Origin of the sequence: Flavobacterium sp. Sd200, from assembly GCF_009826935.1 — a bacterium.
Taxonomy (GTDB): domain Bacteria; phylum Bacteroidota; class Bacteroidia; order Flavobacteriales; family Flavobacteriaceae; genus Flavobacterium.
In genome coordinates this window covers 141,399-166,736 of record NZ_WUMN01000003.1, presented here as the reverse complement: position 1 = coordinate 166,736, position 25,338 = coordinate 141,399, and the positions used below count along the sequence as shown (strand labels likewise).

At 39.8% G+C, this 25,338-nt stretch carries 22 protein-coding genes and 2 tRNA genes; 15 read left to right on the top strand and 9 right to left on the bottom strand.

Going from position 1 to position 25,338, the window contains the following annotated elements; genetic code table 11:
• Window positions 1-37 precede the first annotated feature (37 nt).
• The 14 genes from GR160_RS09975 to GR160_RS09910 all read left to right on the top strand — a co-directional run bounded on the left by GR160_RS09975 (window position 38) and on the right by GR160_RS09910 (window position 13,647).
• A complete protein-coding gene (locus GR160_RS09975; protein WP_160749733.1) occupies window positions 38-304 on the top strand; it encodes a hypothetical protein in 267 nt (88 codons plus the stop codon).
• Between the two features lie 81 nt (window positions 305-385).
• A tRNA-Thr gene (locus GR160_RS09970) sits at window positions 386-459 on the top strand.
• Window positions 460-598: 139 nt separating this feature from the next.
• Window positions 599-672, top strand: a tRNA-Thr gene (locus GR160_RS09965).
• A gap of 1,044 nt (window positions 673-1,716) precedes the next feature.
• A complete protein-coding gene (locus GR160_RS19565) occupies window positions 1,717-2,214 on the top strand; it encodes a Clp protease N-terminal domain-containing protein (RefSeq protein ID WP_160749732.1) in 498 nt (165 codons plus the stop codon).
• Between the two features lie 128 nt (window positions 2,215-2,342).
• Window positions 2,343-2,624, top strand: a complete 282-nt coding sequence (locus GR160_RS09955) for a DUF2089 domain-containing protein (protein ID WP_160749731.1) — start codon at window positions 2,343-2,345, stop codon at window positions 2,622-2,624.
• 11 nt (window positions 2,625-2,635) lie between these two features.
• Window positions 2,636-3,208 (top strand): YIP1 family protein, encoded by a 573-nt coding sequence (locus GR160_RS09950; RefSeq protein ID WP_160749730.1) that lies wholly within the window; start codon window positions 2,636-2,638, stop codon window positions 3,206-3,208.
• Window positions 3,209-3,219: 11 nt separating this feature from the next.
• Window positions 3,220-4,614, top strand: coding sequence for a S9 family peptidase (locus GR160_RS09945; protein ID WP_160749729.1), 1,395 nt, complete (start codon window positions 3,220-3,222; stop codon window positions 4,612-4,614).
• 6 nt (window positions 4,615-4,620) lie between these two features.
• Window positions 4,621-5,028: a PH domain-containing protein gene (locus GR160_RS09940; protein ID WP_160749728.1), complete on the top strand. Its 408-nt coding sequence runs from the start codon at window positions 4,621-4,623 to the stop codon at window positions 5,026-5,028.
• Window positions 5,029-5,034: 6 nt separating this feature from the next.
• Complete coding sequence (locus tag GR160_RS09935) at window positions 5,035-5,454, top strand: PH domain-containing protein (protein ID WP_160749727.1); 420 nt, start codon at window positions 5,035-5,037, stop codon at window positions 5,452-5,454.
• Window positions 5,455-5,867: 413 nt separating this feature from the next.
• On the top strand, window positions 5,868-7,703 hold the full coding sequence (locus GR160_RS09930) for a peptidase M61 (RefSeq protein WP_160749726.1): 1,836 nt from the start codon (window positions 5,868-5,870) through the stop codon (window positions 7,701-7,703).
• A 146-nt stretch (window positions 7,704-7,849) separates the two neighbouring features.
• Window positions 7,850-9,745 carry a T9SS type A sorting domain-containing protein gene (locus tag GR160_RS09925; RefSeq protein WP_160749725.1) on the top strand — a complete coding sequence of 632 codons (1,896 nt, stop codon included), beginning with the start codon at window positions 7,850-7,852 and terminating at the stop codon, window positions 9,743-9,745.
• A 56-nt stretch (window positions 9,746-9,801) separates the two neighbouring features.
• Entirely contained in the window at window positions 9,802-11,685 is a 1,884-nt protein-coding gene (locus GR160_RS09920) for a T9SS type A sorting domain-containing protein (protein ID WP_160749724.1), read from the top strand.
• Between the two features lie 309 nt (window positions 11,686-11,994).
• Window positions 11,995-12,783 carry a T9SS type A sorting domain-containing protein gene (locus GR160_RS19560; RefSeq protein ID WP_160749723.1) on the top strand — a complete coding sequence of 263 codons (789 nt, stop codon included), beginning with the start codon at window positions 11,995-11,997 and terminating at the stop codon, window positions 12,781-12,783.
• 135 nt (window positions 12,784-12,918) lie between these two features.
• Complete coding sequence (locus GR160_RS09910) at window positions 12,919-13,647, top strand: DUF4369 domain-containing protein (RefSeq protein ID WP_160749722.1); 729 nt, start codon at window positions 12,919-12,921, stop codon at window positions 13,645-13,647.
• Window positions 13,648-13,747: 100 nt separating this feature from the next.
• Here GR160_RS09910 and pruA read toward each other — a convergent pair whose 3' ends face one another.
• The 9 genes from pruA to rsmG all read right to left on the bottom strand — a co-directional run bounded on the left by pruA (window position 13,748) and on the right by rsmG (window position 23,649).
• Window positions 13,748-15,373, bottom strand: coding sequence for an L-glutamate gamma-semialdehyde dehydrogenase (pruA, locus tag GR160_RS09905; protein WP_160749721.1), 1,626 nt, complete (start codon window positions 15,371-15,373; stop codon window positions 13,748-13,750).
• 833 nt (window positions 15,374-16,206) lie between these two features.
• Window positions 16,207-17,511, bottom strand: coding sequence for an AarF/ABC1/UbiB kinase family protein (locus tag GR160_RS09900; RefSeq protein WP_160749720.1), 1,305 nt, complete (start codon window positions 17,509-17,511; stop codon window positions 16,207-16,209).
• A complete protein-coding gene (locus GR160_RS09895) occupies window positions 17,508-18,188 on the bottom strand; it encodes a TetR family transcriptional regulator C-terminal domain-containing protein (RefSeq protein ID WP_160749719.1) in 681 nt (226 codons plus the stop codon). Before GR160_RS09895 ends, GR160_RS09900 begins: the two co-directional genes overlap by 4 nt.
• 717 nt (window positions 18,189-18,905) lie before the next feature.
• Complete coding sequence (apaG, locus tag GR160_RS09890; protein WP_160749718.1) at window positions 18,906-19,292, bottom strand: Co2+/Mg2+ efflux protein ApaG; 387 nt, start codon at window positions 19,290-19,292, stop codon at window positions 18,906-18,908.
• Between the two features lie 103 nt (window positions 19,293-19,395).
• The gene (locus tag GR160_RS09885; RefSeq protein WP_160749717.1) at window positions 19,396-20,658 is read right to left on the bottom strand and encodes a DUF5103 domain-containing protein; all 1,263 of its coding nucleotides are present in this window, start codon (window positions 20,656-20,658) and stop codon (window positions 19,396-19,398) included.
• 147 nt (window positions 20,659-20,805) lie between these two features.
• Complete coding sequence (locus tag GR160_RS09880) at window positions 20,806-21,570, bottom strand: class I SAM-dependent methyltransferase (protein WP_160749716.1); 765 nt, start codon at window positions 21,568-21,570, stop codon at window positions 20,806-20,808.
• Between the two features lie 54 nt (window positions 21,571-21,624).
• On the bottom strand, window positions 21,625-21,996 hold the full coding sequence (locus GR160_RS09875) for a GxxExxY protein (protein WP_160749715.1): 372 nt from the start codon (window positions 21,994-21,996) through the stop codon (window positions 21,625-21,627).
• An 81-nt stretch (window positions 21,997-22,077) separates the two neighbouring features.
• Complete coding sequence (gene map, locus GR160_RS09870) at window positions 22,078-22,896, bottom strand: type I methionyl aminopeptidase (protein ID WP_160749714.1); 819 nt, start codon at window positions 22,894-22,896, stop codon at window positions 22,078-22,080.
• 123 nt (window positions 22,897-23,019) lie between these two features.
• A complete protein-coding gene (gene rsmG, locus GR160_RS09865; protein ID WP_160749713.1) occupies window positions 23,020-23,649 on the bottom strand; it encodes a 16S rRNA (guanine(527)-N(7))-methyltransferase RsmG in 630 nt (209 codons plus the stop codon).
• A 112-nt stretch (window positions 23,650-23,761) separates the two neighbouring features.
• Between rsmG and GR160_RS09860 the strand changes: the two genes are divergently transcribed.
• The gene (locus GR160_RS09860; RefSeq protein ID WP_160749712.1) at window positions 23,762-24,859 is read left to right on the top strand and encodes an acyl-CoA desaturase; all 1,098 of its coding nucleotides are present in this window, start codon (window positions 23,762-23,764) and stop codon (window positions 24,857-24,859) included.
• Window positions 24,860-25,338: the final 479 nt, after the last annotated feature.

The window sequence follows — 25,338 nt, the reverse complement described above, 5'->3', positions numbered from 1 at the left end:
TTGTAATTTTGCAGCTTAAACTAAAATCATTAGAAAAATGGCGAGTGTTAGAAACCTAAAAAAAGACATCAACTACGTATTAGGCGATATTATTGAGGCAGTTTATATTACAGAGCTTGCTGCAGGCGGACAGGGTTCAGATAAAGCTGAAGCTCTTATAGATGAGGCTATTGCAGTTTTTGACACACTTATGAAAGAAGTGAACGCTAAAGAAGTTGAAAATAAAAAAACACACTTTAAGCAAATCAACAAAAAACTTGAGGAGTCTGCAAACCAGCTTATTGACAAGCTAAAAGCACTTTAATCAAAAAAATATCAGTAAAAGTGCCAATATGGTTTTGGAAATTTAAAAAACCAACATTATATTTGCACTGTTATTGAGAACGCCGGTGTAGCTCAGCTGGCTAGAGCAGCTGATTTGTAATCAGCAGGTCGTGGGTTCGAGTCCCTCTATCGGCTCAATAAATAAACCGCTTCAGGAAACTGAGGCGGTTTTGTTTTTTTAGTAATTATCGCTTCAAAAAATATTTTTGCCTAAAATGGCATTTATGTTTTGAATATTAAAAAACCTTTTTATATTTGCACCCGAATTGAGAACGCCGGTGTAGCTCAGCTGGCTAGAGCAGCTGATTTGTAATCAGCAGGTCGTGGGTTCGAGTCCCTCTATCGGCTCAATTAAAAAACCGCTTCAGGAAACTGAGGCGGTTTTTGCATTTATACAAATCAGCATCAGTAAAAATCACTATCGATTTGATTATACTCCTCTATCATTTCGATAACTACTGTCTCATTTATCAAAAGCTCCAACCTCATATCACACTGATAATCTAACATTTAACAACAATAAACATTTGCGGTATGTTATTTGTTTGTTATCAGAATACAAATGCAGTTTCTGCAGAAAAAGGATAACTTAAAATATTATAACAGTGAAGGCTTTAAAAGCAATAAAATATATATTGGTTGCCATTGCAGCCGTTGCAGGATTTATAAGTATGTGCATTACTGTATTTTTTGGAATAGTGAGACTACTACCTAACTAAGAACCTATTTAAATTTAATTTTGAGAATACATATAATTATTTCTTGCTATCATACTTATTTTCACGCCAAGGCGCAAAGACGCAAAGTTAAAAAACTTTAAAGCACTCCTAGCGACTGTAAGTCGCAAAGCTTTGCGACTTACAGTCGCTTAAACATGCACTCTATCAGCTCCCCAACTTTGCGTCTTTGCGCCTTGGCGTGACAAAATATTTAAGCTAAAACATATTAATAATTAGTAAAACTTCCTTTTTCGCGAAGCACAGCAAATTCTCTACGAAATTTAAAACCGCACCTAAATAATTACTACAAAAAATAAAGGTTAATATGAAAAACCATAAACGATTTGGTCAAAATTTCTTCAGCATAGTAAAACATGCCAGGAAATCGCAGAAAGAAAAGAACAAAATAATAGTGATCATACAAATAATTGCCCTAGCCATAATAACAGTTATGATGCTACAGGTTATCATGGGATCCTGAAAACAATTTTTTTTTACCAACAATAGGCCACAATTATTTTTTCAAGAAAGAAGCCGTCTCAAAACTGAGGCAGTTTTGTTGTTTAATAAAATTTATTAACTACTTTTCCCTAATCATTCAGGTTTACTAAATGCTTTAGCATTAATACATTTTACACTCAATCACCTGTTTAATATGTTGTTAAACAAAGACGTGCAGGAAATAATAAAGCATAGCAGAGAGATTGCTATAGGTTTAGGCGAAGATTTCATATCGTCGTATCATTTTTTATTGGCAGTTTTGGATTTTAAAAATGTACCTCATTTTATTTTTCTTGATAAGCAATTAAATTTTGAACATTTAAAGCAGGAACTTCAAAAAGAAAAATTAGAAACGGTCCCAGATAAATTATACGTAACTGTAGAGCTTGAAAGATCATTAATAATGTCAGGATATTATTCCCTGATTTTTTATGAAAAAGTAATTAAGCCTGAGCATGTTATTTTAGCGATGTTAGCAGATAAAAGGAGTCATGCGGGAAGTTACTTAAGAGCTATTGGTATGACATATACCGATTTTGAATCGGAACTTAAACCTGTAAAAAAGAAGAAATTATTAGGTATAATAGGTGGGAATTCTTTTTTGGTGCAGATAGGTTTTGTGAAATTTGTATATGATATGATCATTAGGTTTTTTTCTAATCATTTATAATATTCTTTTTATAAGTTATAATATCGTTACACTAAATTTTTTAGGTTTCATATAAGTAAAATTATATTTAACTTTATTAAATAATACTTTAATTTTATTTACATTTGTAATGCAAAAATTAAAGTTGTATGCAACAATATAAACTTCCGGTTACTTGCCCCAGCTGCAATAGCGGGCTTAATGTAACCCAGCTAACATGCCCGTCGTGCAGCACACAGGTTTCGGGGGTGTTCTCCCTGCCTGCATTGGTTCGCCTGCCCCAGGAAGAGCAGGAATTTATACTCCAGTTTTTTTTAACCAGTGGCAGCCTTAAAGAAATGGCATCGCAACTGGGCATTAGCTACCCCACCGTGCGCAATCGCCTGGACGACCTTATAGCTAAACTTAAAACCATTATACCACAAGAATAAAACCTGCAACAATGAGTAAAACTATCTTTAATCCGTTCGAGAAATTTTCAGAAAACCAACTCCTCACAGCCGGACTTGTATTTACAGTATTTGGCAGCTTGCTGGGCTATTTTTTTAATATGCAGTTTGATGGTGTCCTGGACGCGCACCCTCATGCTAATATTGAGATCGCAAGACCGTTTATAAATAATACAGTAAACACCTTTGCACTGTGCCTTGCGCTTTTTGCTTTAGGCCGATACATTAATAAAAAAACCCGCTTTATAGACGTTTTAAACACCGCTCTCATATCGCGCAGCCCATTTTATTTACTGGCGTTGGGCAATGCCAACGATTTTTTTACACGTCTCGACGCACAGGCTAAATCAGGCAATATGCTGGCAATACGTTTTAGTGGGTGGGAGCTTGCCTTAATGGGAGTGTTCAGCATTTTCACCATAGCATTCTTAGTGTGGTTTGTAATATTGCTTTATAACGGCTTTAAAACCGCAACCAACCTAAAATCTACAGGGCACAAAGTAGCCTTTGCCTTTGCTGTTATTGTAGCCGAGATCATTTCTAAAACAATCATGTACTTTATATAACGTTTCAAACCATGAAAAAAATATTCGCTTTAGCACTACTCCTCTTCTGCACCATTACAAATGCTCAGGACATTATCGGTGCATGGCACGGGCAACTTGCCTTTACGGGAGGCCAACTACGCTTAGACCTCAACATTACTAAAACCGAAAGTGGCTACACTGCCACTATGGACAGCCCTGACCAAAAGGCTATGGGCATACCCGTTACTACCATAACTTTTGAGAGCAACACCCTAAACTTTGCCATCCCTAAAGGGAATTTGTCATATAAAGGCCAGCTTTTAGACAATGCTTTTAAAGGCACTTTTACGCAAAACGGCATGGATATTCCGCTTACACTTAGCCGTAACGAAGTAACCATTACTAAACCCAAACGCCCACAGGAACCTGCAAAACCTTACCCTTATTATGAAGAAGAGGTTACTTTTAAAAACGAAAAAGCGGGCATTACCCTTGCCGGAACGCTTAGCCTGCCTAAAAAAGAAGGCAGCTATCCGGCAGTAATATTAGTAAGCGGCAGCGGTGCACAAAACCGCGATGAGGAGCTGCTGGGACACAAACCGTTTTTAGTTTTAGCCGACTACCTGACCAGACACGGCATTGCTGTTTTGCGTTATGACGACAGAGGAACGGCTGCTTCGACAGGAGAATATCAAAACGCTACCACCCAAGATTTTGCCACCGATGCCAATGCGGCTTTTAACTACCTGCTTAGCCGCAAAGAAATAAACAAAAATAAAATTGGTATTGCAGGCCACAGCGAGGGCGGTGTTGTAGCTCCAATGGTTGCTGCATCGAACCCTAAAGTAGCCTTTATTGTGCTTATGGCAGGCACCGGAATTCCGGGAGATGAGCTTTTACTGCTGCAAAACTTTTTGATCAATAAAGCCGAAGGCATGCCCGAAGAAGAACTAAACAAAATGGGAGCTATACTTAAAAATGCTTATGATATTATAAAACAGGAAAACAATGCCACTGCCGCCCATATAAAAGTAAAGGCGGTATTTAATGAGCAGCTAAGGCCATTGTTCTTATCTAAAGGCATACCTGTAGATCAGGTAAACCAGCTAATAGAAGCACAATCGGCAGATCTTACATCGGCGTGGTATTGGAACTTTATCCGCTACAACCCTGCCACGGCATTAGAAAAAGTAAAGTGCCCAATACTGGCCATTAACGGCAGCAACGACCTGCAGGTTCCTGCACGCGCTAACCTCGATGCCATTAAACGCGCTACCGATAAAGGCGGCAACAAAAAAGTTACCATTAAAGAACTACCGGGGCTTAACCACCTGTTTCAAACAAGTGCCAAAGGAGCTCCGTCGGAATATTCTGAAATAGAAGAAACTTTTTCGCCAACAGCTTTAAAAGAAATTGCAGACTGGATAATTAAACAAACCAAATAACAGCGCATGAAGGTGTACAGGTCTAAAATAGGCAAAGGAATGGTAAGCGTACTGCTATTGGTTTACATTGGATGCTCGGTCCTGATGCTCTTGGATGGAGCCTGGCCCGGAATATTTTTTATAACTCCTGTATTTGCATTAATAGGCTACACACTGGCAACCACTTATTACACTATAAAAGATGAAACCTTAAAGGTAAGATCCGGTTTTTTTTACAACAAAAGCTTCGATATAAAATCGTTCAGAAAAATTATCAAAACCAACAGCCTTATTACAGCACCTGCCGCATCTAACAACCGTATTGAGATCTTTTTTAACGGATATGACAGTGTGGTAATCTCGCCAAAAGAAAAGGAAGCCTTTATAGCTCATTTAAAAAGTATTAATCCTGATATTATCTATACAAACATTTAATGTGTTATGAAAAAAGTGTACAGGTCTAAAATAGGTATAGAGCTCGTAGTGCTGATTGGAGCGGCGCTGATTCCGCCTTTAATTGTTATGGTAAAAGAAAAGCAGTATGACGGGCTTGCGCTGCATTGCCTTATACTAACCTTTGTGATCTATTTGTTTGCCACTACAAAATATACTGTAGCCGATACTGTATTGAGGATACAAAGCGGTTTTTTAGTCAACAGAAAAGTAGATATTTTAACCATTACCAATATAAAGGAAACGTATAACCCTATAAGCTCTCCTGCAACATCTATAGACAGGCTGCAGGTGTATTATGACAATGGCAGCAGTGTGATAATATCGCCCAAAGATAAAAAGGGATTTATAGCACATTTACAGCAAATAAACCCGGGCATTACTTTTACGCCGAGAAAATTTAGGTAAGTTCAGATATTTTTTACACGAATTGCACCAATTTACACGAATAGATTTGTGTAAATTGGTGCAATTCGTGTCTTGTAACTTATTATGCAGATATTTTTTCACGCAAAGGCGCAGTATTGCCAATCAGAATTTCTTCAAAGCGACGTAAGTCGCAAAGCTTTGCGACTTACGTCGCTTAAACATGTAATTTATCAACTTCCCAACTTTGCGCCTCCGCGCCTTTGCGTGAAATTTTAAACACTTAGAAAGTCAGGAATTGAAAACAGCAATGATCAGGCAAGTCAAATCATACTATTCCATGTAAATTCGTGCAATTCGTGGCCTATATCTCAAGTATTCAGATATTTTTTTACCTTTAGCCTGTAACAAATATATCAGCATGCCGACTTACAGGCAATCAAGAAACATAAATTATGAAAAAAGTAATCTGTACGCTGGCTTTGGCGTTAACTATGGGAACACTTGCCCATGCCCAAAAAAGCAAAGATGTTAAGGTATCTATAGACCTTAAAGATGTAAAGGATGATAAAGTAATGGTTACGGTTTTTCCGCAACCCATTAAAGAAGCCACTACAACATATTACATTCCTAAAACCGTTCCGGGAACATACAGCGTAGACAACTACGGAACCTTTGTAGAAGGTTTTAAAGCCTACGACAAAAAGGGTAAAGAGCTAACCGTTACTAAAGCCGACGAAAACTCATGGACCATTGCCGATGCCAAAAAACTGGTTAAGATAACCTACCTTGTTAACGACAGTTATGATAATGAGGCGGGCAAAGAAGATCCTATCTTTTCGCCATCGGGTACAAATATTTTAGCAGGTACAAACTTCGTACTTAACACACACGGTTTTGTGGGCTACTTTAAAAGCCAGTTAGAAATCCCGTATGAAGTTACCATTACGCACCCATCAACATTGTGGGGCGCAACATCTATGGTAGACACGAACCCTGCCGAAGATGTTGATGTATTTGCCGCTACGCGCTATGCCGATCTTGTAGACCACCCTATAATGTATTCTAAACCGGACTACACTACGTTTACTGCCGATGGCATGGAGATACTTATCAGCGTTTATTCGCCAACAGGAAAAGTAACGGCTAAAGACCTTACCCCATATATGGAAACGATGATGAGGGCACAGAAAAAATTCCTGGGTGCCATCAACTCTACCAAAAAATATGCGGTACAGATATACCTTTCAACCTCTGCAGAAGATGACGCACAGGGCTATGGTGCATTAGAGCACACTACCTCTACAACAGTTGTAATGCCGGAACAAATGCCGTTAGACCAGCTTGCAGAGTCGCTGAAAGATGTGGTATCGCACGAATTCTTCCATATAGTAACACCGCTTAGCGTACACTCTAAAGAAATACAGTTCTTTGATTTTAACGACCCTAAAATGAGCGAGCACCTTTGGATGTATGAGGGTGTTACCGAATATTTTGCCAACCTTTTCCAGGTTAACCAGGGACTTATAGACGAAGATGCCTTTTACAAGCGTATGGCTGAGAAAATTGCTACATCAAAAAGGTTTGACGACACTATGCCGTTTACAAAAATGAGCAGCAATGTATTACAGGAGCCTTACAAAGCGGCCTACGTAAACGTATATCAAAAAGGTGCACTTATTGCCATGTGCTTAGACATACAGCTTCGCGAAAGCAGCAACGGGCAACGCGGCATACTTAGCCTTATGCGCGACCTGAGCAAAGAATATGGTAACAACAAACCGTTTAACGACAGCGAGCTGTTCGATAAAATCACTTCGATAACCTACCCTGCCGTGGGCGAGTTCCTTAAAACCTATGTGGCTGGTACAACGCCTATACCTTATGAAACTTATTTTTCCAAAATGGGTGTTACAAAAACAACCATAAGCAGAACAGGAAATCCGTTTATTAAAGGTGAACAGGAGCCATATATTACAGTAAACCAGCAAAAAGAAATATTCTTAAGGCCGGATATTGAGCCTAACCAGTTCTTTGCAACGCTTGGAGCGAAAAAAGGCGATATCTTACTGGCTGTAAACGACACCAACTACAATGTAGAAAATATTTATGACCTTATTACGGCAAGTATGGGCTGGAAAGACGGCGATGCCATTAGCCTGAAAATTAAGCGCGACGGCAAAGAGCAGGTGCTTAAAGGAAAAGTAAAACTGCCAACCGAAGAACTTGAAGGCTGGAAAGCTACCGATACCTCTAAAGCAAAAATAAGAGAAGCATGGCTTAAAGGATAGTTTTTGTTAAAAAAATTTATCTAAATCCCCGTTTGAATATTCAAACGGGGATTTTTTTTGAGAAATAAATAAAAAACCGCGGTTGGGAGAACACATGTTAATATTATTTTAAAAATCTGTAAATTAGCGTACAAACCAATTTTGCTATGAAAAAAGTATTACTCATCCTGATTTTATTTGGGCAGTTTTGCTATGCCCAAGACACAGCCAGCAGTTGCGAAAATGCCTACTCGCTTTGTGGGTCTATCGGCACGCCATTTATGAATACCATAAATAATCCTCCGGCAGCTACCCCCCAAGACCCTACTTTTGGATGTTTAGTAACTACACCAAACCCTTCCTGGTTTTATCTTCCGGTAAGCCAGTCAGGAAATCTTGAATTTTTAATAGAGCAGGACATGGATCTTGACTTTAGTACTACCAGAAGTATTGATGTTGATTTTATATGTTGGGGGCCTTTTGACAGCACAACAAATATTTGTGGGCCGCAAAACTTGAATTCGGGTGCGATTGTAGATTGCAGTTATTCTCCCATGTGGTCAGAAACTGTAAATATACCCAATGCCACTGCCGGAAGTTATTATCTGCTAATGGTTACTAACTTTAGTAATCTTTCAGGATATATCCGTATAACAGACATGAGCCCAGCCGGCCAGGGTGCATTAAGCTGTTCCGGCTTAAAAATGCAGGCTTTTTTAGATAGTAACAGTAATGGCGTTCAGGATGAAGGGGAAATAGATTTTTTATACGGTAATTTTGTGTATGAAACTAACAACAGCGGCAACCCGCACAGTGTAACTTCTTTAAGCGGAATACATACCATTTATGACGAAAATCTTGCAAACAGCTACGACCTGAGCTATGCAATACCTCAACAATATGCTGAATATTACAGCAGTGCCACAACCTATCAAGACATTAACCCACAGCCCGCAGGAAGCGTAGAAACTTTTCAGTTCCCTATAACTATAGAACAGTCTTTTACAGATCTCAGGGTAAATATCATACCCGGAACTCCTCCTGTTCCGGGATTTGAATATACCATATATGTTGCTTACACCAATTTAGGAACATTAAATATACCTACTGGCACCATTAACTATACAAATCAATCCGGTTTCCAGGTGTCTTATGTATCTGAAAGCGGTGCACTAATATCGGGTTCAGGCTTTAGTTATACATTTGCAGATCTTGCTCCTTTTGAAACAAGAATAATAACTGTAAACATTCAGGTTCCTGTTATCCCTGATATTGCTCTTGGTGACGAAGTTATAAACACTGTAACAGGAACGGTCGAGAACGACAGTGTTCCTGAAAACAACACCTATGAAATTACCGAGATAGTTGTAGGCTCTTATGACCCTAATGACATTACCGAATCGAGAGGCAGGGAAATCATGATCAATGATTTTAATGACAGCGATTATCTTTATTATACCATCCGTTTCCAAAATACAGGTACGGCCCCGGCAATTAATGCAAGAATAGAAAACCTGTTAGGCAATGATTTTGACTACAGCACCGTTGAAATGCTGCACTCCAGCCACGATTTTATTTTAGACCGCAACAACAATCAGCTAACCTGGAATTTTAGCCAGATATTGCTTCCGGCAGAGCAGGACAATGAACCTGCCAGCCATGGCTATGTTTATTTTAGGGTTAAACCACTCCCGGGTTATGAGGCGGGCGATATTATTCCTAACACCGCAGAAATTTACTTTGACTTTAACCCTGCTATTGTTACCAATACTTTTGAATCTGAATTTGTGGATAATGTGGCAGGCAATAAACCATTTGCAGTTACAGGTTTCAGCCTCTACCCTAACCCGGCTAAAAGCAATGTAAATATTCTGCCGCAGGGCAATAATGCTATTGCAACGGTAAAAATATCCGACCTTACAGGCAAAACAATCTACACACTTAAAAATACTACCACAGGTGTGCTGACAATAAACACTACCGGATTTGCATCAGGAACTTATTTTGTAGAAATAACAGGAAGCAACGGTATTACAACCGTTAAGAAACTTTTTGTGGAGTAATAAAACGGTTTATTACAGTACTTTAATCTTATACAATACTCTGTTAAAACATATTAATGAAAAAATTATTATTAGCCTTACTGTTTTTATTAACTCAATTTGGTTACTCTCAAAACACAGGCAGCAGTTGCGAAAATGCCTACTCGCTTTGCGGGGCATTTGGTTTCCCTTTTTCAAGTACTGTAGGTGGACCAACGATAACCCCACAGGATCCTGCTTTCGGATGCTTGTTTACAAGAGTTAATCCTACTTACTTTTACTTACCCGTAAATCAGTCCGGCGATCTGCAATTTTCATTGGAACTACGCACTATTTCTAACAATATGACAGTAGATACTGATTTTATATGTTGGGGGCCATTTGAAAATACAGCGGCAATTTGTGGGCCTGAAAATATAAATGAGAATAATATAGTAGACTGTGGCTATAACGTTGAAGCTGTAGAAACATTAAATATTCCTAATGCTACTGCAGGCACTTTTTATGTACTGATGACGACTAATTTTTCTAATCGCCCGGCAAACATGCGTGTAACCGAGCTGAACCCCAACGAGCAGGCAGCTCAGGCATGTTCGGGCATAAACATGAGGGCGTTTTTAGACAATAATGCTAACGGTGTTATGGATGCAGGAGAAGAGAATTTTCCTTATGGCAATTTTGTGTATCAAGTAAATAATGCCGGAGTTTCGCGAAGCATAAGCTCTTTTAATGGCAGATATTTTATACCTGATGATACTGTTGCAAACAGTTATACTCTGAATTACACAATACCTTCGAGGTATTCAAACAATTACACAAGCACCACCTCTTATCAAAACATAAACCCTCAGCCACGGGGAAGCATGGAAACCTTTTATTTTCCGGTAACGGTAGAGGAACCCTTTACAGACGTTCGCATAAATATTATACCAACCCAGGCTCCTCAGCCCGGTTTTACGTTAAGACAGAAAATCATTTATACCAATATAGGATTAACAGTACAGCATGGCAGCATAAATTTTACCGCCCATCCAGGCTTTACAGTAACCGAAACTACAAGCAGCGATGCTGTTATTACTCCATCGGGCTTTAATCTTGATTTTACTGATTTGGCACCATTTGAAACAAGGACTCTGTTTGTAAATATGACGGTGCCGGTTATTCCTGATGTTTCGCTTGGAGACCTTGTAAGTTTTACTGCTGAAATTACTATAGACGGCGACATAACTCCTGAAGATAATACAAGTACAGCTACTCAAACCATTATAGGCTCTTATGATCCTAACGATATTACTGAGTCGAGAGGACCGGAAATTATGATCGATGATTTTGATGACAGCGATTATTTGTACTACACCATACGTTTCCAAAATACAGGTACTGCACCAGCCAGGAATGCAAGGATAGAAAGTTTGCTCAATAACTTTTTTGACTACGGTAGTGTAGAAATGCTGCACTCAAGCCACAATTTTGTTTTTGAAAGGCAAAACAATCTTTTAAAATGGCATTTTAATCAAATACAATTACCTGCCGAACAAGACGATGAACCCGCCAGCCATGGCTATGTTTACTTTAGGATTAAGCCAATGCCCGGTTATGAGGTGGGCGATATTATTCCTAACAGAGCCTCTATTTACTTTGACTTTAACCCTGCTATTGTTACCAATACTTTCCGGTCAGAATTTGTAGACAATGTAGCCAGCAATAAACCATTTGAAGCTATAGGTTTCAGCCTCTACCCCAATCCGGCTAAAGGCAGTGTAAATATTCTGTCGCAGGGGAATACGGCTATTGCAACGGTAAAAATATCCGACCTTACAGGCAAAACAATCTACACGCTTAAAAATACTACCACAGGTGTGCTGACAATAAACACTGCAGGGTTTGCATCAGGAACTTATTTTGTAGAAATAGCAGGAATCAACGGCATTAAAACCGTAAAGAAACTTTTGGTGGAGTAAAGCAGCATAGTTTACAAACTTTATACAACAAAATATTAGGGTATTTATAAATACAAATGTTAATGTATTATACCATTTATTGATGTAAAACAGTCTGATTAAATTGTCTCGCAAAGGCGCAGAGACGCAAAGTTCAGCGGTGACATTCTAATTCCGAGCGGCTGTTAAGCCGCTAAGCTTAGCGGCTTAACAGCCGCTTAAAAACCTAAAAAAACTTACAGCTTTGCGCCTCTGCGCCTTTGCGAGAAATTAAATATCAGCCTAAAATATAAACATATTTGGTATTATATAATTTAAACCCCATACGCTGTGAAAAAACTATTACTTTTAACCCTTGCTTTTGCAGGGCAATGCCTTAATGCACAAAATGTTGCGGCACGGTGCGAAAATGCTTATTCGTTATGTAACTCTGTAGGAGTTCCGTTTGCAAATACTTATAACGGCGGCGCGGTTAGTACAGGAATGGGAGTAGCCTGTTTGATTTTATTACCCAACCCTACGTGGTTTACACTGCCTGTAAACCAAAACGGAACGCTTAGCTATTCCATTGCACAAATAGACCCCAGTGGTAATGCCATCGGCACGAATTATGCTGTATGGGGACCTTTTGATGGAAACGGCACTTATTGTGATGATCAATTAAATCCTTCTACATTGGTAACATGCGATAATAGTACAAATCCATTTCCGCCAGCATTTAGCCTGCCCAATGCCACAGCCGGAACCAGTTATGTAGTAATGGTTCTAAATCCTTCTAACCGTTCCTGCGACATTACCTTTACAGCCGAAAACGAAATTAGCACCACTGCTCTTAACCATAACAACTGTGCACAGCTTAGTGCCAAAAATTTTGCAGAAAACAATTTCAGCCTCTACCCCAATCCGGCTAAAGGCAGTGTAAACCTTCTGCCGCAGGGTAATAACGTTATTGCAACGGTAAAAATATCCGACCTTACAGGCAAAACAATCTACACGCTTAAAAACACTGCTAAGGGTGCGCTGACAATAAACACTACCGGATTTGCATCAGGAACTTATTTTATAGAAATAACAGGAAGCAACAGTATTACAACCATAAAGAAACTTTTGGTAGAGTAACAAAATTTTAAAGATATACAGGCGGTAGGGGTTAAAACAACTACCGCTTTTGTTGTTTACATAATTTTATATATCGAAATAGTTGCTAAACATAATTTTTAGTACTTTGCAGCGATTTTAACGCAAACACATTTCATGAAAAATACGTTTCTTGCCCTTGTGGCCTTACTCTTTATAGTTGCCTGTGGCAAAGAAGAAAACCATGGCGATGCCAATGTGCACATTACCGGAAACATTAAAGGTTTTAAAAAGGGCAGGCTTTTTATAAAAAAATATGCCGACACGGCTTTTGTTAACATAGACACTATTAACATTGATGGAAAATCGGAGTTTGAAAGCCATTTAAAGCTTGATTCTCCGCAAATGCTGTATTTGGTTATCGACAGGGTAAGCAGCGAATCTATAGACCAGGAACTGCCATTTTTTGCAGAGCCGGGTAACATAACCATCAACACCTCTAAAGACGCGTTTTTTGCAAAGGCAAAAATTACAGGTTCTAAAAACCAAAAGGTTTATGAAGAGTTTACGGCACTAAGGCAAAAATTTGTAAACGATAAAATGGAACTTACAAAACTTACCATAGAGGCAGGCAAAGACGTTAAAAAACTGGACAGCATAGACAGCCAACTGGAAAAGCTTATAAAAAGGCAATACCTGCACACGGCAAACTTTGCACTTAACCACGCCAATATGGAGGTTGGTCCTTATGTTGCGCTATCTGAAGTGGCAGGCGACATCAATATCAAATATCTTGATACCATTCAAAAAAGCATGACTCCACAGGTAGCAAAGTCTATGTATGGCACAATGCTCACTAAGCTTATTGCCGAACGTAAAAAAGCCGAGGCAGCTCCCGTGCAATAAATATTTATGAGACTAAAATAAACAAAGGCTTCCTGTTTTGGAAGCCTTTGTTATATATTACAAATATTACCAGACGCTTGCGATGCGCCTTTACAGAAGATTATCCTAAAAACGGATACCTGTAATCTGTTGGTGGTACAAAAGTTTCTTTAATAGTGCGTGGCGATACCCAACGCAACAGGTTCAATACAGACCCTGCCTTATCGTTAGTTCCGCTGGCACGTGCGCCACCAAATGGCTGCTGGCCTACAACAGCACCTGTTGGCTTGTCGTTTATATAGAAGTTTCCTGCACAGTTCTCTAATGCTTTCGTAGCTTCTTCTATAGCATATCGATCCTGGCTGAATACAGCACCTGTAAGCGCATAAGGCGATGTGCTGTCTACCAGCTTAAGGGTTTCTGCCCACTGGTCGTCTTCATAAACAAATATGGTAAGTACCGGACCAAAAAGTTCTGTGCTCAGGGTTTCATAGTTGGGGTTAGTGGTAACAATAACCGTTGGCTCTACAAACCATCCTGTAGATTTATCATAACCACCGCCAGCAATAATTTCTGCATCATTTGCCGCTTTGGCCTGGTCTATATATTTGGCAAGCTTATCAAAAGAAGCCTCGTGTATAACCGCCGATATAAAGTTAGAAGGATCTTCGGGCGAACCTGTTTTGAACGATTTGATGTCGTTTACCAAATGCTCTTTAACCGCAGGCCATATCGATCTTGCAATATATGCCCTTGATGCAGCTGAGCATTTTTGTCCCTGATATTCAAAAGCACCACGGCTAAGGCCTGTAGCCACCGCGGCAGGAAGTGCCGATGGGTGAGCCACCACAAAATCTTTACCTCCTGTTTCGCCCACAATGCGCGGATAGGTTTTGTATTTGCTTATATTTTGGCCAATTTTAGCCCATATATCGTTAAACACGTGTGTAGAACCTGTGTAGTGAATACCCGCAAAATCAGGGCTTGCAAGAACAGTGTCGGTAATCATTACCGGGTCGCCGTGCACCATATTTATTACACCCGCAGGTAATCCTGCAAGCTTAAATACTTCCATAATAACATTGGCACTGTAAGTTTGCGATGCACTTGGTTTCCAAACCACTACGTTGCCCATTAGTGCGGCAGATGCCGGAAGGTTACCCGCAATAGCAGTAAAGTTAAATGGTGTAATGGCATATACGAAACCTTCCAACGGACGGTGCTCAAGACGGTTCCAGATACCTTCAGACGATACCGGCTGCTCTGCATATATTTGCGACATAAACTCTACGTTAAAACGTAAAAAGTCGATAAACTCGCATGCAGAATCGATCTCGGCCTGATGTACCGTTTTAGCCTGGCCTATCATGGTAGCGGCGTTTATTTTAGCACGGAAAGGGCCTGCCAAAAGATCGGCAGCCTTTAAAAATATTGAGGCTCTTTGTTCCCATGCCATAGCAGCCCATTTTTTGCGTGCTTCAAGAGCCACAGCTATGGCTTTCTCTACATGCTCTTTGTTGGCCTCATGGTAGGTGCCCACAACTTTTTTATGGTCAAAAGGCGGGTTTATGGTTTTTGTATTTCCGGTTCTTATCTCTTCTGTACCTATATAGTTTGGTACATCAACCGTAGTATTGTAAAGCTCTTTAAATGTGGCAAGTACCTGTTCCCTTTCTTTAGTTCCGGGGGCATAGCTTTTAACGGGTTCGTTAACGGCTTTGGGCACATTGAAAATTCCTTTTGGCATAGTTGTTATTGTTTAAAGGATTAAAGTTTTTTGCGCTGCAAAGGTACGAAGAAATTTGCGAATATGCTTGGGAGGGTTTTAGCCACTGATTGCAAAAATTTTCACGAATTTCAAAGTGTTATTTTTTAGTGGACTAACAATGTATTTTCAATATACAGCTCCGGAGGAGCGATATGTTTATAGAGAAAAGAATTGTATTGTTTAAGAGCTTCGTAGAAGCGGTATGTAAAAATAATACATCACCCCTCCATGACTAAGCAGGATAAAGCAGTTATTACAAGAACCTTAATAAATATAGTCAAATCTATAAAAAATGTCATAATTTAAAAGACACACCCCAACCCCTCTCAAGACTATCGTGTGGACACATCTTTTTTGTCCCCACCCAACCCTCCCCGAAGGGGAGGGAGGAGCTTCACTCATACATGTTGATAACGATCCAGCAATAATATGGCGGTGTTTTTTTTGCCGTACTGTACCCGTCCGTTGGCTCCCCTCTCCTTCGGAGAGGGGTTGGGGGAGAGGACTTTTGGCAGAATTAATCAACTTAATATGTGTGTTCACACGATAGCTCTCAAGAGGGGAATAGCTTCACTCTTGCTGATAAAAGCGACTATCTTTAAAGATCTGAGTAAGTACATCTGAGTGTTCCGTTCTTGAGAGGGGTTAGAGTGTGTTCTGTAGAATGATTATGACAAATAGAAATGATTCAACTACATATGCCGGATCTCTTGCAAAAAAATCAGACACCTAAAAACAGATTTGGTATAATTCATGTCCTGCCATTTCCAAATCAACAAATCTTCAAATAACCGAATCAACAAATTACCAAATTACCCTATCCTCTCATAATCGTTTATTTTTATCATGCTGCCCAAATCTGCCAGCAGGCTGTACAGGCCAAAAAACATGCGGTTTACATAGATAAAATGTTTAGAGCCACGATTGCCGTTCATTTTGCGCAGGGTTTTGTCGTTGGCAAATTTTTCGCTCAGGGCAGCAATGGCATCGGTAAAGCTTTTATCGCTAAAATCAAAAGTTTCGCTTTGGTATGGCCTTGTAAACACCTGCAACAGTTCGCGGAAAAGCCCCGCAAAAAAGTCGGCATCAGCAGGGCTGTCATCTGCCTTGAGCACTTCGAGCTCGGTTAGTTTTTGCCTGAACAATGCTTCGTTCTCTAATGTGCCTTTGGCTATCAGCTCAAAATAAGGCGTGTAAAACGAATCAGGTATTTTTTTCATGCAGCCAAAGTCTATAGCAATAAGGTTGCCCCGGTCGTCTACAAGGAAATTTCCGGGATGCGGATCAGCATGAAAAAATTTAAGCTTGTGTATCTGGAACATATAAAAGTTAAAGAGTGCCTGCCCAATGCAGTTACGCTCTTCCTGGCTGTGGGACTGCTTACAATATTCCGATAGGTGTATGCCTTCCATCCAATCCATGGTAATGATCTTTTCGCATGATAGCTTAGGGTAATACTGTGGAAAGCGGATGTTGGGTATCTGTGCGCAGGCCTTGCGAACAAACTCGCTTTGTTCAAGTTCTAATGTATAATCGGTCTCTTCTGTTAGCTTGTCTTCTATTTCCTGAAAGTACTCATCACTCGTGCCCTGCAAATTAAACATACGTATGGCTATGGGTTTTACGATGGCGATATCGGTACTAATGCTGTCGCGCACCCCCGGATACTGTATTTTTACAGCCAGTGGCTTGCCGTCTTTAGCTGCTTTGTGCACCTGTCCAATGCTGGCCGCATTTATAGAATCGGGGCTAAACTCGTCGAACAGCACATGAGGATCGGCACCAAAATATTTACGGAATGTTTTGAGCACTAATGGTGCCGACAGCGGCGGTACAGAGAACTGGCTGAGCGAAAACTTTTCTACATAGCTTTGCGGCAGCAGATTTTTTTCCATGCTGAGCATTTGCGCCACTTTGAGCGCGCTGCCTTTAAGTTCTTTAAGTCCGTCATAAATATCGGCAGCATTTTCCTGATGCAGGGTGTCTTTGGTCAGCTCCGGATTAACCATTTTGCTGCCATAATATTTAAGGTAGTTGCCCCCAACCTTTACACCTGTGGTAACCAGTTTGGCTACCCTGTCAATCTTATTTGTGGGGATAGAATCTAATCGTTTCATACAGAGAATTTTTCTTTCCAGATAAATTTGCCAAGGTCAAAGAGGCTTTGCAACGGGGTGTTGTATACAAGGTCTGCCGATGCCTTGACTGATTTTTCGATAAATACATCGGTCTTTTCAAATCCGGGTGAAGTGTCCTGAATCCAGAATTTAAAGATGGATAAAAACTGCAGCCATGCTCCTTCTTTAAGACTGTCCTGTTGGAATTTATCGGCACGCGGACTCTGCTGTAAATTAAAAGGCTTGTCTAAAACGGCCTGTGTAAAAGCCGTAAACTCTTTGCGAAGCTCCTTAAGCTTTAGCAGATTTTTGGGCAGCGATCCGCCCGCGTTCATGGTGTACAGCACAAAGCTTCGGTTGGCTGTGGCTATTTCAAAAAAGGTAAAGTAAAATGCCGACAGTTTTTCTACACCGCCAAAGTCGTTATAGGCTGGCGAGGCTTCAAGGGTTTCGAGGGCGTGGGCAAACATCTCTGTAAAATAAAAACGCTCAAGGCTGTCAAAAGAGGTAAAGTGTTTGTAAAACTCTGCCTCTTCAAAACCATTGTCTTTGGCAAATTTATATACCGTTGCGGGCTTGTGCCCGTTCATGAGGCAATAGTCTGTATACTTATCTATAATGGTTGCCTTGGTTAGCTCTATGGGTTGTACGGGTGGGATTATTTTTTTTGAAGGCATAATTAGTTTCAGATTTATGATTGAAGATTTCAGATTTTCTGAATCTTAAAATGATTAATTGTATAACAAATTTAATACCCAAATAAATACGAACCCTTTGATAACGTGTTAATAATCGTTCAAAAAAAATGAAAGTTGGGAAGGGATTTTTGTTTGTATCAATAATTAATATACTCGAGCCTAAAAGTTTTTCACGCAAAGGCGCAGAGGCGCAAAGCTGTTTTTCGGTTAGAATTCTCTTAAGCGACGTAAGTCGCAAAGTTTTGCGACTTACGTCGCTTAAAAATATGTACTTATTTGTCGTAAACTTTGCGACTCTGCGACTTTGCGTGAAAAAAAATAGTAAAGATGGTCTTAGTAGAGAAGTACCTCTATGTGCGGAAAACTGCCTGCAATTTTCTTTACCTGTAAAAATAGCATGGCTTTTACACCAAAATTAAAAACCGGATTTTTACTGAAGCAATTCGTTCACTAAAGCAACTGTAAAGTGATATACACGGCATTTTTTAAAAAATTGGGCATTTTTGAGCAAATGCGTTCAAAACCAATTAAACCTGATTTTTTTTGATTTAAAGATATCCCTAAATTGCTTTTTAATGCCTGAAAATAATCGCTTAAAAAAATGCTAATTTGATATACATTGAGCTTAGAGAATTATTTTCTGTAATATAAAAGCTACAAATTGTTATGGCGAAAAATTAAAAAAAGGAAAGTGATCTAATTTAGTGCAAAGGGTGCGCTCAACCTAAAAGTGGGTACTGCAACTTTAAAAGTGCGAGTGGTGGTAAAGTTAACCATGCTGTAATATCCTCGCATGGCCCCGAATGGAGACGACAGTAAACATCCTGAGCTGTATGTGTGTTTTTCGCCCGGTTTTAACACTGGCTTTTTACCTATAACACCCTCTCCGTCAACAATTTCAATATCGTTTAAAGAATCGTAAATTTCCCAATGGCGGGTATTTAACTGTACAGAATCTTTGCTTTGATTTTCTATAGTTATCTCGTAGCTAAAAGCAAACTGTATGCGGTAGTTTTTAAAGTAAGTGCCTTCAAAACTGGTAGATACAGATATTTTAATGCCTCTTGTTATTTGAGATACCATAACATTTTCTCTTTGTTAACGTTTCAAAAATACAAAATTATTGTATTCGGCAACCACCCTTCAATATTAAATTAAACCAAAATAAAATTTAAACCTTTGGTTATTAGTTAATAATATCTTCAGAGTTTGCTGTTCCCCTGCCAATAACCCTGTCATATCGCTCGTTGTTTTGCCTGTAATATACAAAAATATCGTAGGTGTCTTCGGTTTGAAAGAAGTTGCCGTCTACTGCATTTTCGCCGTCTACCTTGCCGTTTTTATCGGCAGTAATGTACATAAAATTATTAAAGCCCTGCTTCATCATTATGGCTTTGTTGTATGTAGCAGTCTTTTCGTCATAGTCAAGTTTATACTCGTCGGTCTTGGCATAGTTGTTAAACATACCACCCACATAAATATCGTTCTTGCCATAGTATGCAGGCGCACTTAGCCTGAAAAACACCCATGTATAGTCGCTTTCCAGGTTTTGGTTGGTAACGCTAAGGTTTATGTTCTTAACCATAAAGTTTCCATTAATGTCCGGGAAAAAAGTGTAAGGCTTGTTGGCACGTGCCTCGTTGGTGTACAATATGGTTTCATAAATATCCTTGGCATTAATGCGCAAAATATTGTTTACAGCATTGCGCACATCTTTATTATCAAAATATAAATACTCGTTACCGGCCCAAAACTGGGTTTCTTTATTGTATTTGTATATCAAGTCGTTACCAATAGTATATTGTGGTTTTACATTATAAATGGCATTATCAAAACGTCCGTTTTGGAACAACGCCACCTTTACATTTTGCAGCGGATTCTGGAAGTTAAAAGCACTGGTTTTAATAGCAAAATCCATGTTGTGTTTTTGCTGGATGTACTCCATATCACGGGCTCTTTTTACCTGTAATGGCACACTAACCTGCTCTTCATATACAATAAACCTGCGTGTAAAAACCACTTCCCTGTCTTCGTTTAGAATATTAAGCATATAATTACCTGTCAGCAATATACGTGTAAATTTATTAGGGAAGGTAAGGGTGTACCTCGAATAGATCTGCAAGGTATTAAACGAATTTTCATAAACCTGAATACGCTGATTGTCAAACCCCTGCAAATAATCATTTACCGTTAGCTGAGACGAAGGCGTCCAGTCGTAACCACAATGCGTTAGCGTGTAATAATAATTAGCCTCATTGCCAAAAAGGTCGTCAAAGGCAAGTGTAAACGACTCATTCAGTTTGAAGTACGGAAATGAATTTTCGCCATTTTTTATAAAAGACACTGTTTTTATATTGTAAGGAGGTATAACCTCCTGCAGTTGCTGTGCGAAAATCCCAAAGGGTAACAATAGTAATAAGGCCAGGACAATGCTACGTGGCTGTATCATTTTTTGTGAGTGTTTTATTCGTAAACCGTAAATATACTAAATATATTATAACACGCATATTTAGTGCCAAAATAGCTTATAATGAGATTTTTGCCGAACCTTTATTTGAATATTCAGTAATTTTCTAATTCAACGATCAAAATTCTGCTACTTAAAGCAAACCGGTATTATCTCCCCTTTTGCAAGGCAAAAACGCTCTACATCGGCAGCAGGTATCTTATTGGTATAGTCTTCTTCCACTACCCTGAAACCTATGCTGCGCAACTTATCAAAATAATCACGACCATAAACACGCACGTGGTCGTACTGCCCAAAAATACGGGCACGCTCTTTTGGGTCGGTAATGGTATCATCCTCAAAAGTAGTTTCGCGCTTTAAATCCTGCGGAATTTGCAATATAGCCATGCCGCCCGGCTTAAGTACGCGATACAGTTCCTGCATGGCTTTAGTATCATCAGGAATGTGCTCTAATACGTGGTTGCACAATATCAGGTCATACTCATTATCCTTAAACGGCAGGTTACATATATCGGCCTTAACATCAGCCAGTGGTGAGTAGAGGTCGGTAGTAGTATAGTCCAAATTCTTCTGATTACGGAACAGTTTGTAAAATGCCTGTTCCGGCGCAAAATGCAGTACTTTTTTTGGTGCTGAGAAAAAGTCAGTCTCATTTTTTAGGTACAGCCACAACAGGCGGTGTCTTTCTAAACTCAACGTACTGGGCGACAATACATTGTTGCGCTGATGCCCGTAACCATAAGGCAAAAAGTTTTTAAAACTGCGCCCGTCTATTGGGTCGGTATAAGTGCTGCCCTTTAAGGCAAAAGCAAGCACGGGGCGCGCCACATAACTAAGACGTATTAGTAGTGGGCGTGGTATGGTATTGAGTATAAGTTTAAAGAGTTTCTTCATGGCAAATTTCACGGAGATTCGCAGAGCAGACACAGAGATCCACAGAGTTTATTTTTAATTAGCGAAACGTTTTATTCCGTCTTTCAGAATTTTAGTATGAAAATTAATTAAAAGGCCTACCAGGTAATTTCCCAGTTTTAAATAAGTAAGTATTTGCGCATAATGTACGTCGGTAAAACATTCAACGGTTTTTAACTCAAGCACAAGCATATTTTCAACTAAAAGATCAATTCTGTATCCATGGTCGAGTTTTATATTTTTATAAATTATAGGCAATGCTTTTTGTCTTTCAACATATAAGCCATTACTGTGTATTTCATAAGCAAGGCACTCACAGTAAGCAGATTCGAGCAAACCAGGTCCTAAACTCCTGTGTACTTCCATTGCCAAACCAATAATTTTCCCTGTCAAATCATTTATTTCCATTAGCTCTGTGTATCTCTGTGCCTGCTCTGCGAATCTCTGTGAAATTAGTGTCTTTGTGTCTTTGTGTTACAGCTTAAAAACTTAAACCACCAACGGCTCCCTCCTAAACTCATCCTCCTCATTACTCACAATACCAAGGGCTTTATATACATAAGCAAAGGTACTCAGCAGTTCGGGTTTACCGTCTATAAGGGCAACATCGTGTTCAAAGTGTGCACTTGGTTTACCATCGCGGGTAACAATCGTCCAGCCATCTTTAAGGGTACGAATATTTTTTGTACCCATGTTTATCATCGGTTCAATGGCGATAACCATCCCCTCTACAAACAATTTGCCACGCCCACGTTTGCCATAGTTGGGCACATTAGGCTCTTCGTGCATTTTTTTACCAAGGCCGTGCCCCACAAGCTCGCGCACCACACCATAGCCTTCGGCTTCAGTAAAACGCTGAATAGCGCTGCCAATATCCTCTACGCGGTTTCCGGCCTTAAACTCGCGGATGCCCACATAAAGCGATTCTTTAGTTATCTGTAAAAGTTTTTTGGTTTCGGGGGCAACGTCGCCCACCTCAAAAGTATAGGCATGGTCGCCATAATATTCGTTTTTAAGCGCACCACAGTCTACCGATACTACATCACCCTCTTCAATTGGGCGGTTGGTAGGCAGGCCGTGCACCACCTGGTCGTTCACGCTGGTAAGCAGTGTAGACGGACAGCCATACAAGCCTTTAAAGCCGGGAACGGCACCATGGTCGCGAATAAACTCTTCGGCAATACGGTCAAGTTCAAGGGTAGTAACCCCGGGTTTTATTTCGGTGGCAAGCATGCCAAGTGTTTTGCTGACTATCAATGCACTTTCGCGCATCAGTTCTATCTGTTCTCTTGTTTTTTGAATAATCATTACCTAATTTTTTCAGGCTACAAAAGTACAACAATATACTGATTTGAAAGCGACAAAGTTGTAAGTTTTAGAGTTCCGGGCTACCACATAACCAAATCTGCAAATCACCAAATTTCTAATCTATTAAGGCTTGTATTTCATAGCCAGGTGTACCACCTTTTTAGTCTCAAAAAACTCGTCTTTAAAATAATCAGACAGTTCATAAAGCGTTACTTTCTGGAACACGCTCAACTCCTCCGAAAGGTCGCCTCCTTTAAGATATAAGATACCGTTTGGTAAATCGTGCTTCTGGTCTTTTTTTACCTTGCCCCTCACCCACTTTACAAAATCAGGCATATTGGTAACCGCACGGCTCACAATAAAGTCAAATTCCTCATCTACCAGTTCGGCACGTTTTTGTTCGGCACGCACATTTTTAAGCCCAAGCGCATTGGCAACCTCCTGAACTACTTTTATTTTTTTGGCAATAACATCTATAAGATAAAAATTAGTCTCCGGAAACATAATTGCCAACGGAATACCCGGAAATCCGCCACCTGTGCCCACATCAAGAATGCTTGTTCCCGGCTCAAAAGGCTGCACCTTTGCTATTCCCAAAGAGTGCAATACATGGCGTGTGTAAAGCTCATCTATATCTTTTCGGCTAATAACATTTATCTTGGCATTCCAATCGGTATACAGGTCTTTTAAGGCTGCAAACTGCTGCAATTGCTTTTCGGTAAGGTTTGGAAAATGAGCGGTTATTTCGTGCATGGGTAGAAGTAAATTTTGACAAAAGTAATCATTTGCCCGATATTTTACAGTATTAACAACCAAGGCTGCATTTTAATACTTATCTTTGAAATCGTTTGATACACTTTACAATATGAGCATTAACACCCCAGTTTTTTCTAAAACCGATTCGGTAAAATTTTTCAGGACGCTAACCAAACGCGTTAATGACTATTTTAAAGACAATAATATAAAAAAGACCGGCAACTGGAAACTGCACCTAAAAACCGCAGTAATGTTCTCGCTATATCTTGCCCCTTATTTTGTGCTGCTAACGCTGCACCTGCCATGGTGGGCACAATTACTGCTAACCATTGTTATGGGTGTGGGCATGGCAGGCATTGGCATGAATGTTATGCACGATGCCAACCACGGCTCTTACAGCAGCAAAACATGGCTTAACAAAATTATGGGCAGCAGTATGTATTTGCTTGCCGGCAATGTAAACAACTGGCAAATTCAGCACAATGTTTTGCACCACACCTATACCAACATACACGGGCACGACGAAGACCTCGAAGCCGGACGCATTATACGTTTTAGCCAATCGGCCAAGTGGCACAGATTTCATAAATTTCAGCACTATTACTCTATTTTCCTTTACGGGCTGCTTACGTTTAACTGGGCACTTACTACCGACATAAGGCAAATGAGGCGTTATATAAAACGCGGATTATCCTATGGCGAGTTCCAGAGCCCTGTAAAGCAATGGACAATTTTAGTGGTAACCAAAATGATATATGTTGCCGTATGGATCGTGCTGCCTATGGTTATAGGCGGAATTGCCTGGTGGAAGGTACTTTTAGGCTTTACAGTAATGCACTATGTGGCCGGGCTTATATTGAGCGTTGTTTTCCAATTGGCGCACATTGTAGAGGAAACCGACAACCCTGAGCCCAACGAACTGGGCGAAATGGAAAACACCTGGGCCATACACCAACTGTACACCACCGCTAACTTTGCACCTAAAAACCGTTTTGTAAACTGGTTTACAGGCGGGTTAAACCACCAGATAGAGCACCATATTTTCCCGAACATCAGCCACGTTCATTACCGCAAGATAGCAGCCATAGTAAAACAAACGGCGCAGGAGCACGACCTGCCCTACCATGAGTTTAAAACCATGCGCGGTGCCATTGCCGCCCACTTTAAGCATTTAAAAGAGCTGGGTATGGAGCCTGTAGTGGCTTAAAAGATATGGCTAAAAGTGTAAAAGAAGTAATTTGGTTTGCAGCTACTTTGGTAGTTGCCTACCTAATTTTTGACCCTGCACTGAGCATTTTTAACCCAGCCGTAAGCTTTAATGTCATCGAATCTACAATAGATATAAACATACACGACACGTATTTTGTTATCGAAAGTTTACATGTTTTACTACTTACTTGTATAACAGTATTTTTTTATAGTTTACCTTGGAAGGGTAATCATTTACAGGTTTAAAAATTTAACGGTTAATATCCTCTTTTCTATCGTAAACCTTTTGATGATTTTTTGCCTTTACGGAGCTATCCAACTGTTAAAATGGTTCATCGAAATGGCAGGAACCACAGTATATCCGCCACTTTCCACACCATCCCAAGCACATGCTAATGACCAATTTACCCCTTTCTATAATACTTTGCTGTTTATCGAGGTTATCTTAATTATTTTTGAACTGTTTGTAGTTTATAA

Coding starts and splice junctions, on each gene's coding strand:
- GR160_RS09940 (WP_160749728.1), top strand. CDS start 4,621: ATGAAGGTGTACAGGTCTAAAATAGGCAAAGGAATGGTAAGCGTACTG.
- GR160_RS09925 (WP_160749725.1), top strand. CDS start 7,850: ATGAAAAAAGTATTACTCATCCTGATTTTATTTGGGCAGTTTTGCTAT.
- GR160_RS09900 (WP_160749720.1), bottom strand. CDS start 17,511: ATGAAACGATTAGATTCTATCCCCACAAATAAGATTGACAGGGTAGCC.
- GR160_RS09935 (WP_160749727.1), top strand. CDS start 5,035: ATGAAAAAAGTGTACAGGTCTAAAATAGGTATAGAGCTCGTAGTGCTG.
- GR160_RS09950 (WP_160749730.1), top strand. CDS start 2,636: ATGAGTAAAACTATCTTTAATCCGTTCGAGAAATTTTCAGAAAACCAA.
- GR160_RS09910 (WP_160749722.1), top strand. CDS start 12,919: ATGAAAAATACGTTTCTTGCCCTTGTGGCCTTACTCTTTATAGTTGCC.
- GR160_RS09920 (WP_160749724.1), top strand. CDS start 9,802: ATGAAAAAATTATTATTAGCCTTACTGTTTTTATTAACTCAATTTGGT.
- GR160_RS09880 (WP_160749716.1), bottom strand. CDS start 21,570: ATGAAGAAACTCTTTAAACTTATACTCAATACCATACCACGCCCACTA.
- rsmG (WP_160749713.1), bottom strand. CDS start 23,649: ATGCACGAAATAACCGCTCATTTTCCAAACCTTACCGAAAAGCAATTG.
- GR160_RS09975 (WP_160749733.1), top strand. CDS start 38: ATGGCGAGTGTTAGAAACCTAAAAAAAGACATCAACTACGTATTAGGC.
- apaG (WP_160749718.1), bottom strand. CDS start 19,292: ATGGTATCTCAAATAACAAGAGGCATTAAAATATCTGTATCTACCAGT.
- GR160_RS09930 (WP_160749726.1), top strand. CDS start 5,868: ATGAAAAAAGTAATCTGTACGCTGGCTTTGGCGTTAACTATGGGAACA.
- GR160_RS09955 (WP_160749731.1), top strand. CDS start 2,343: ATGCAACAATATAAACTTCCGGTTACTTGCCCCAGCTGCAATAGCGGG.
- GR160_RS09945 (WP_160749729.1), top strand. CDS start 3,220: ATGAAAAAAATATTCGCTTTAGCACTACTCCTCTTCTGCACCATTACA.
- GR160_RS09885 (WP_160749717.1), bottom strand. CDS start 20,658: ATGATACAGCCACGTAGCATTGTCCTGGCCTTATTACTATTGTTACCC.
- GR160_RS09875 (WP_160749715.1), bottom strand. CDS start 21,996: ATGGAAATAAATGATTTGACAGGGAAAATTATTGGTTTGGCAATGGAA.
- map (WP_160749714.1), bottom strand. CDS start 22,896: ATGATTATTCAAAAAACAAGAGAACAGATAGAACTGATGCGCGAAAGT.
- GR160_RS09895 (WP_160749719.1), bottom strand. CDS start 18,188: ATGCCTTCAAAAAAAATAATCCCACCCGTACAACCCATAGAGCTAACC.
- GR160_RS09860 (WP_160749712.1), top strand. CDS start 23,762: ATGAGCATTAACACCCCAGTTTTTTCTAAAACCGATTCGGTAAAATTT.
- pruA (WP_160749721.1), bottom strand. CDS start 15,373: ATGCCAAAAGGAATTTTCAATGTGCCCAAAGCCGTTAACGAACCCGTT.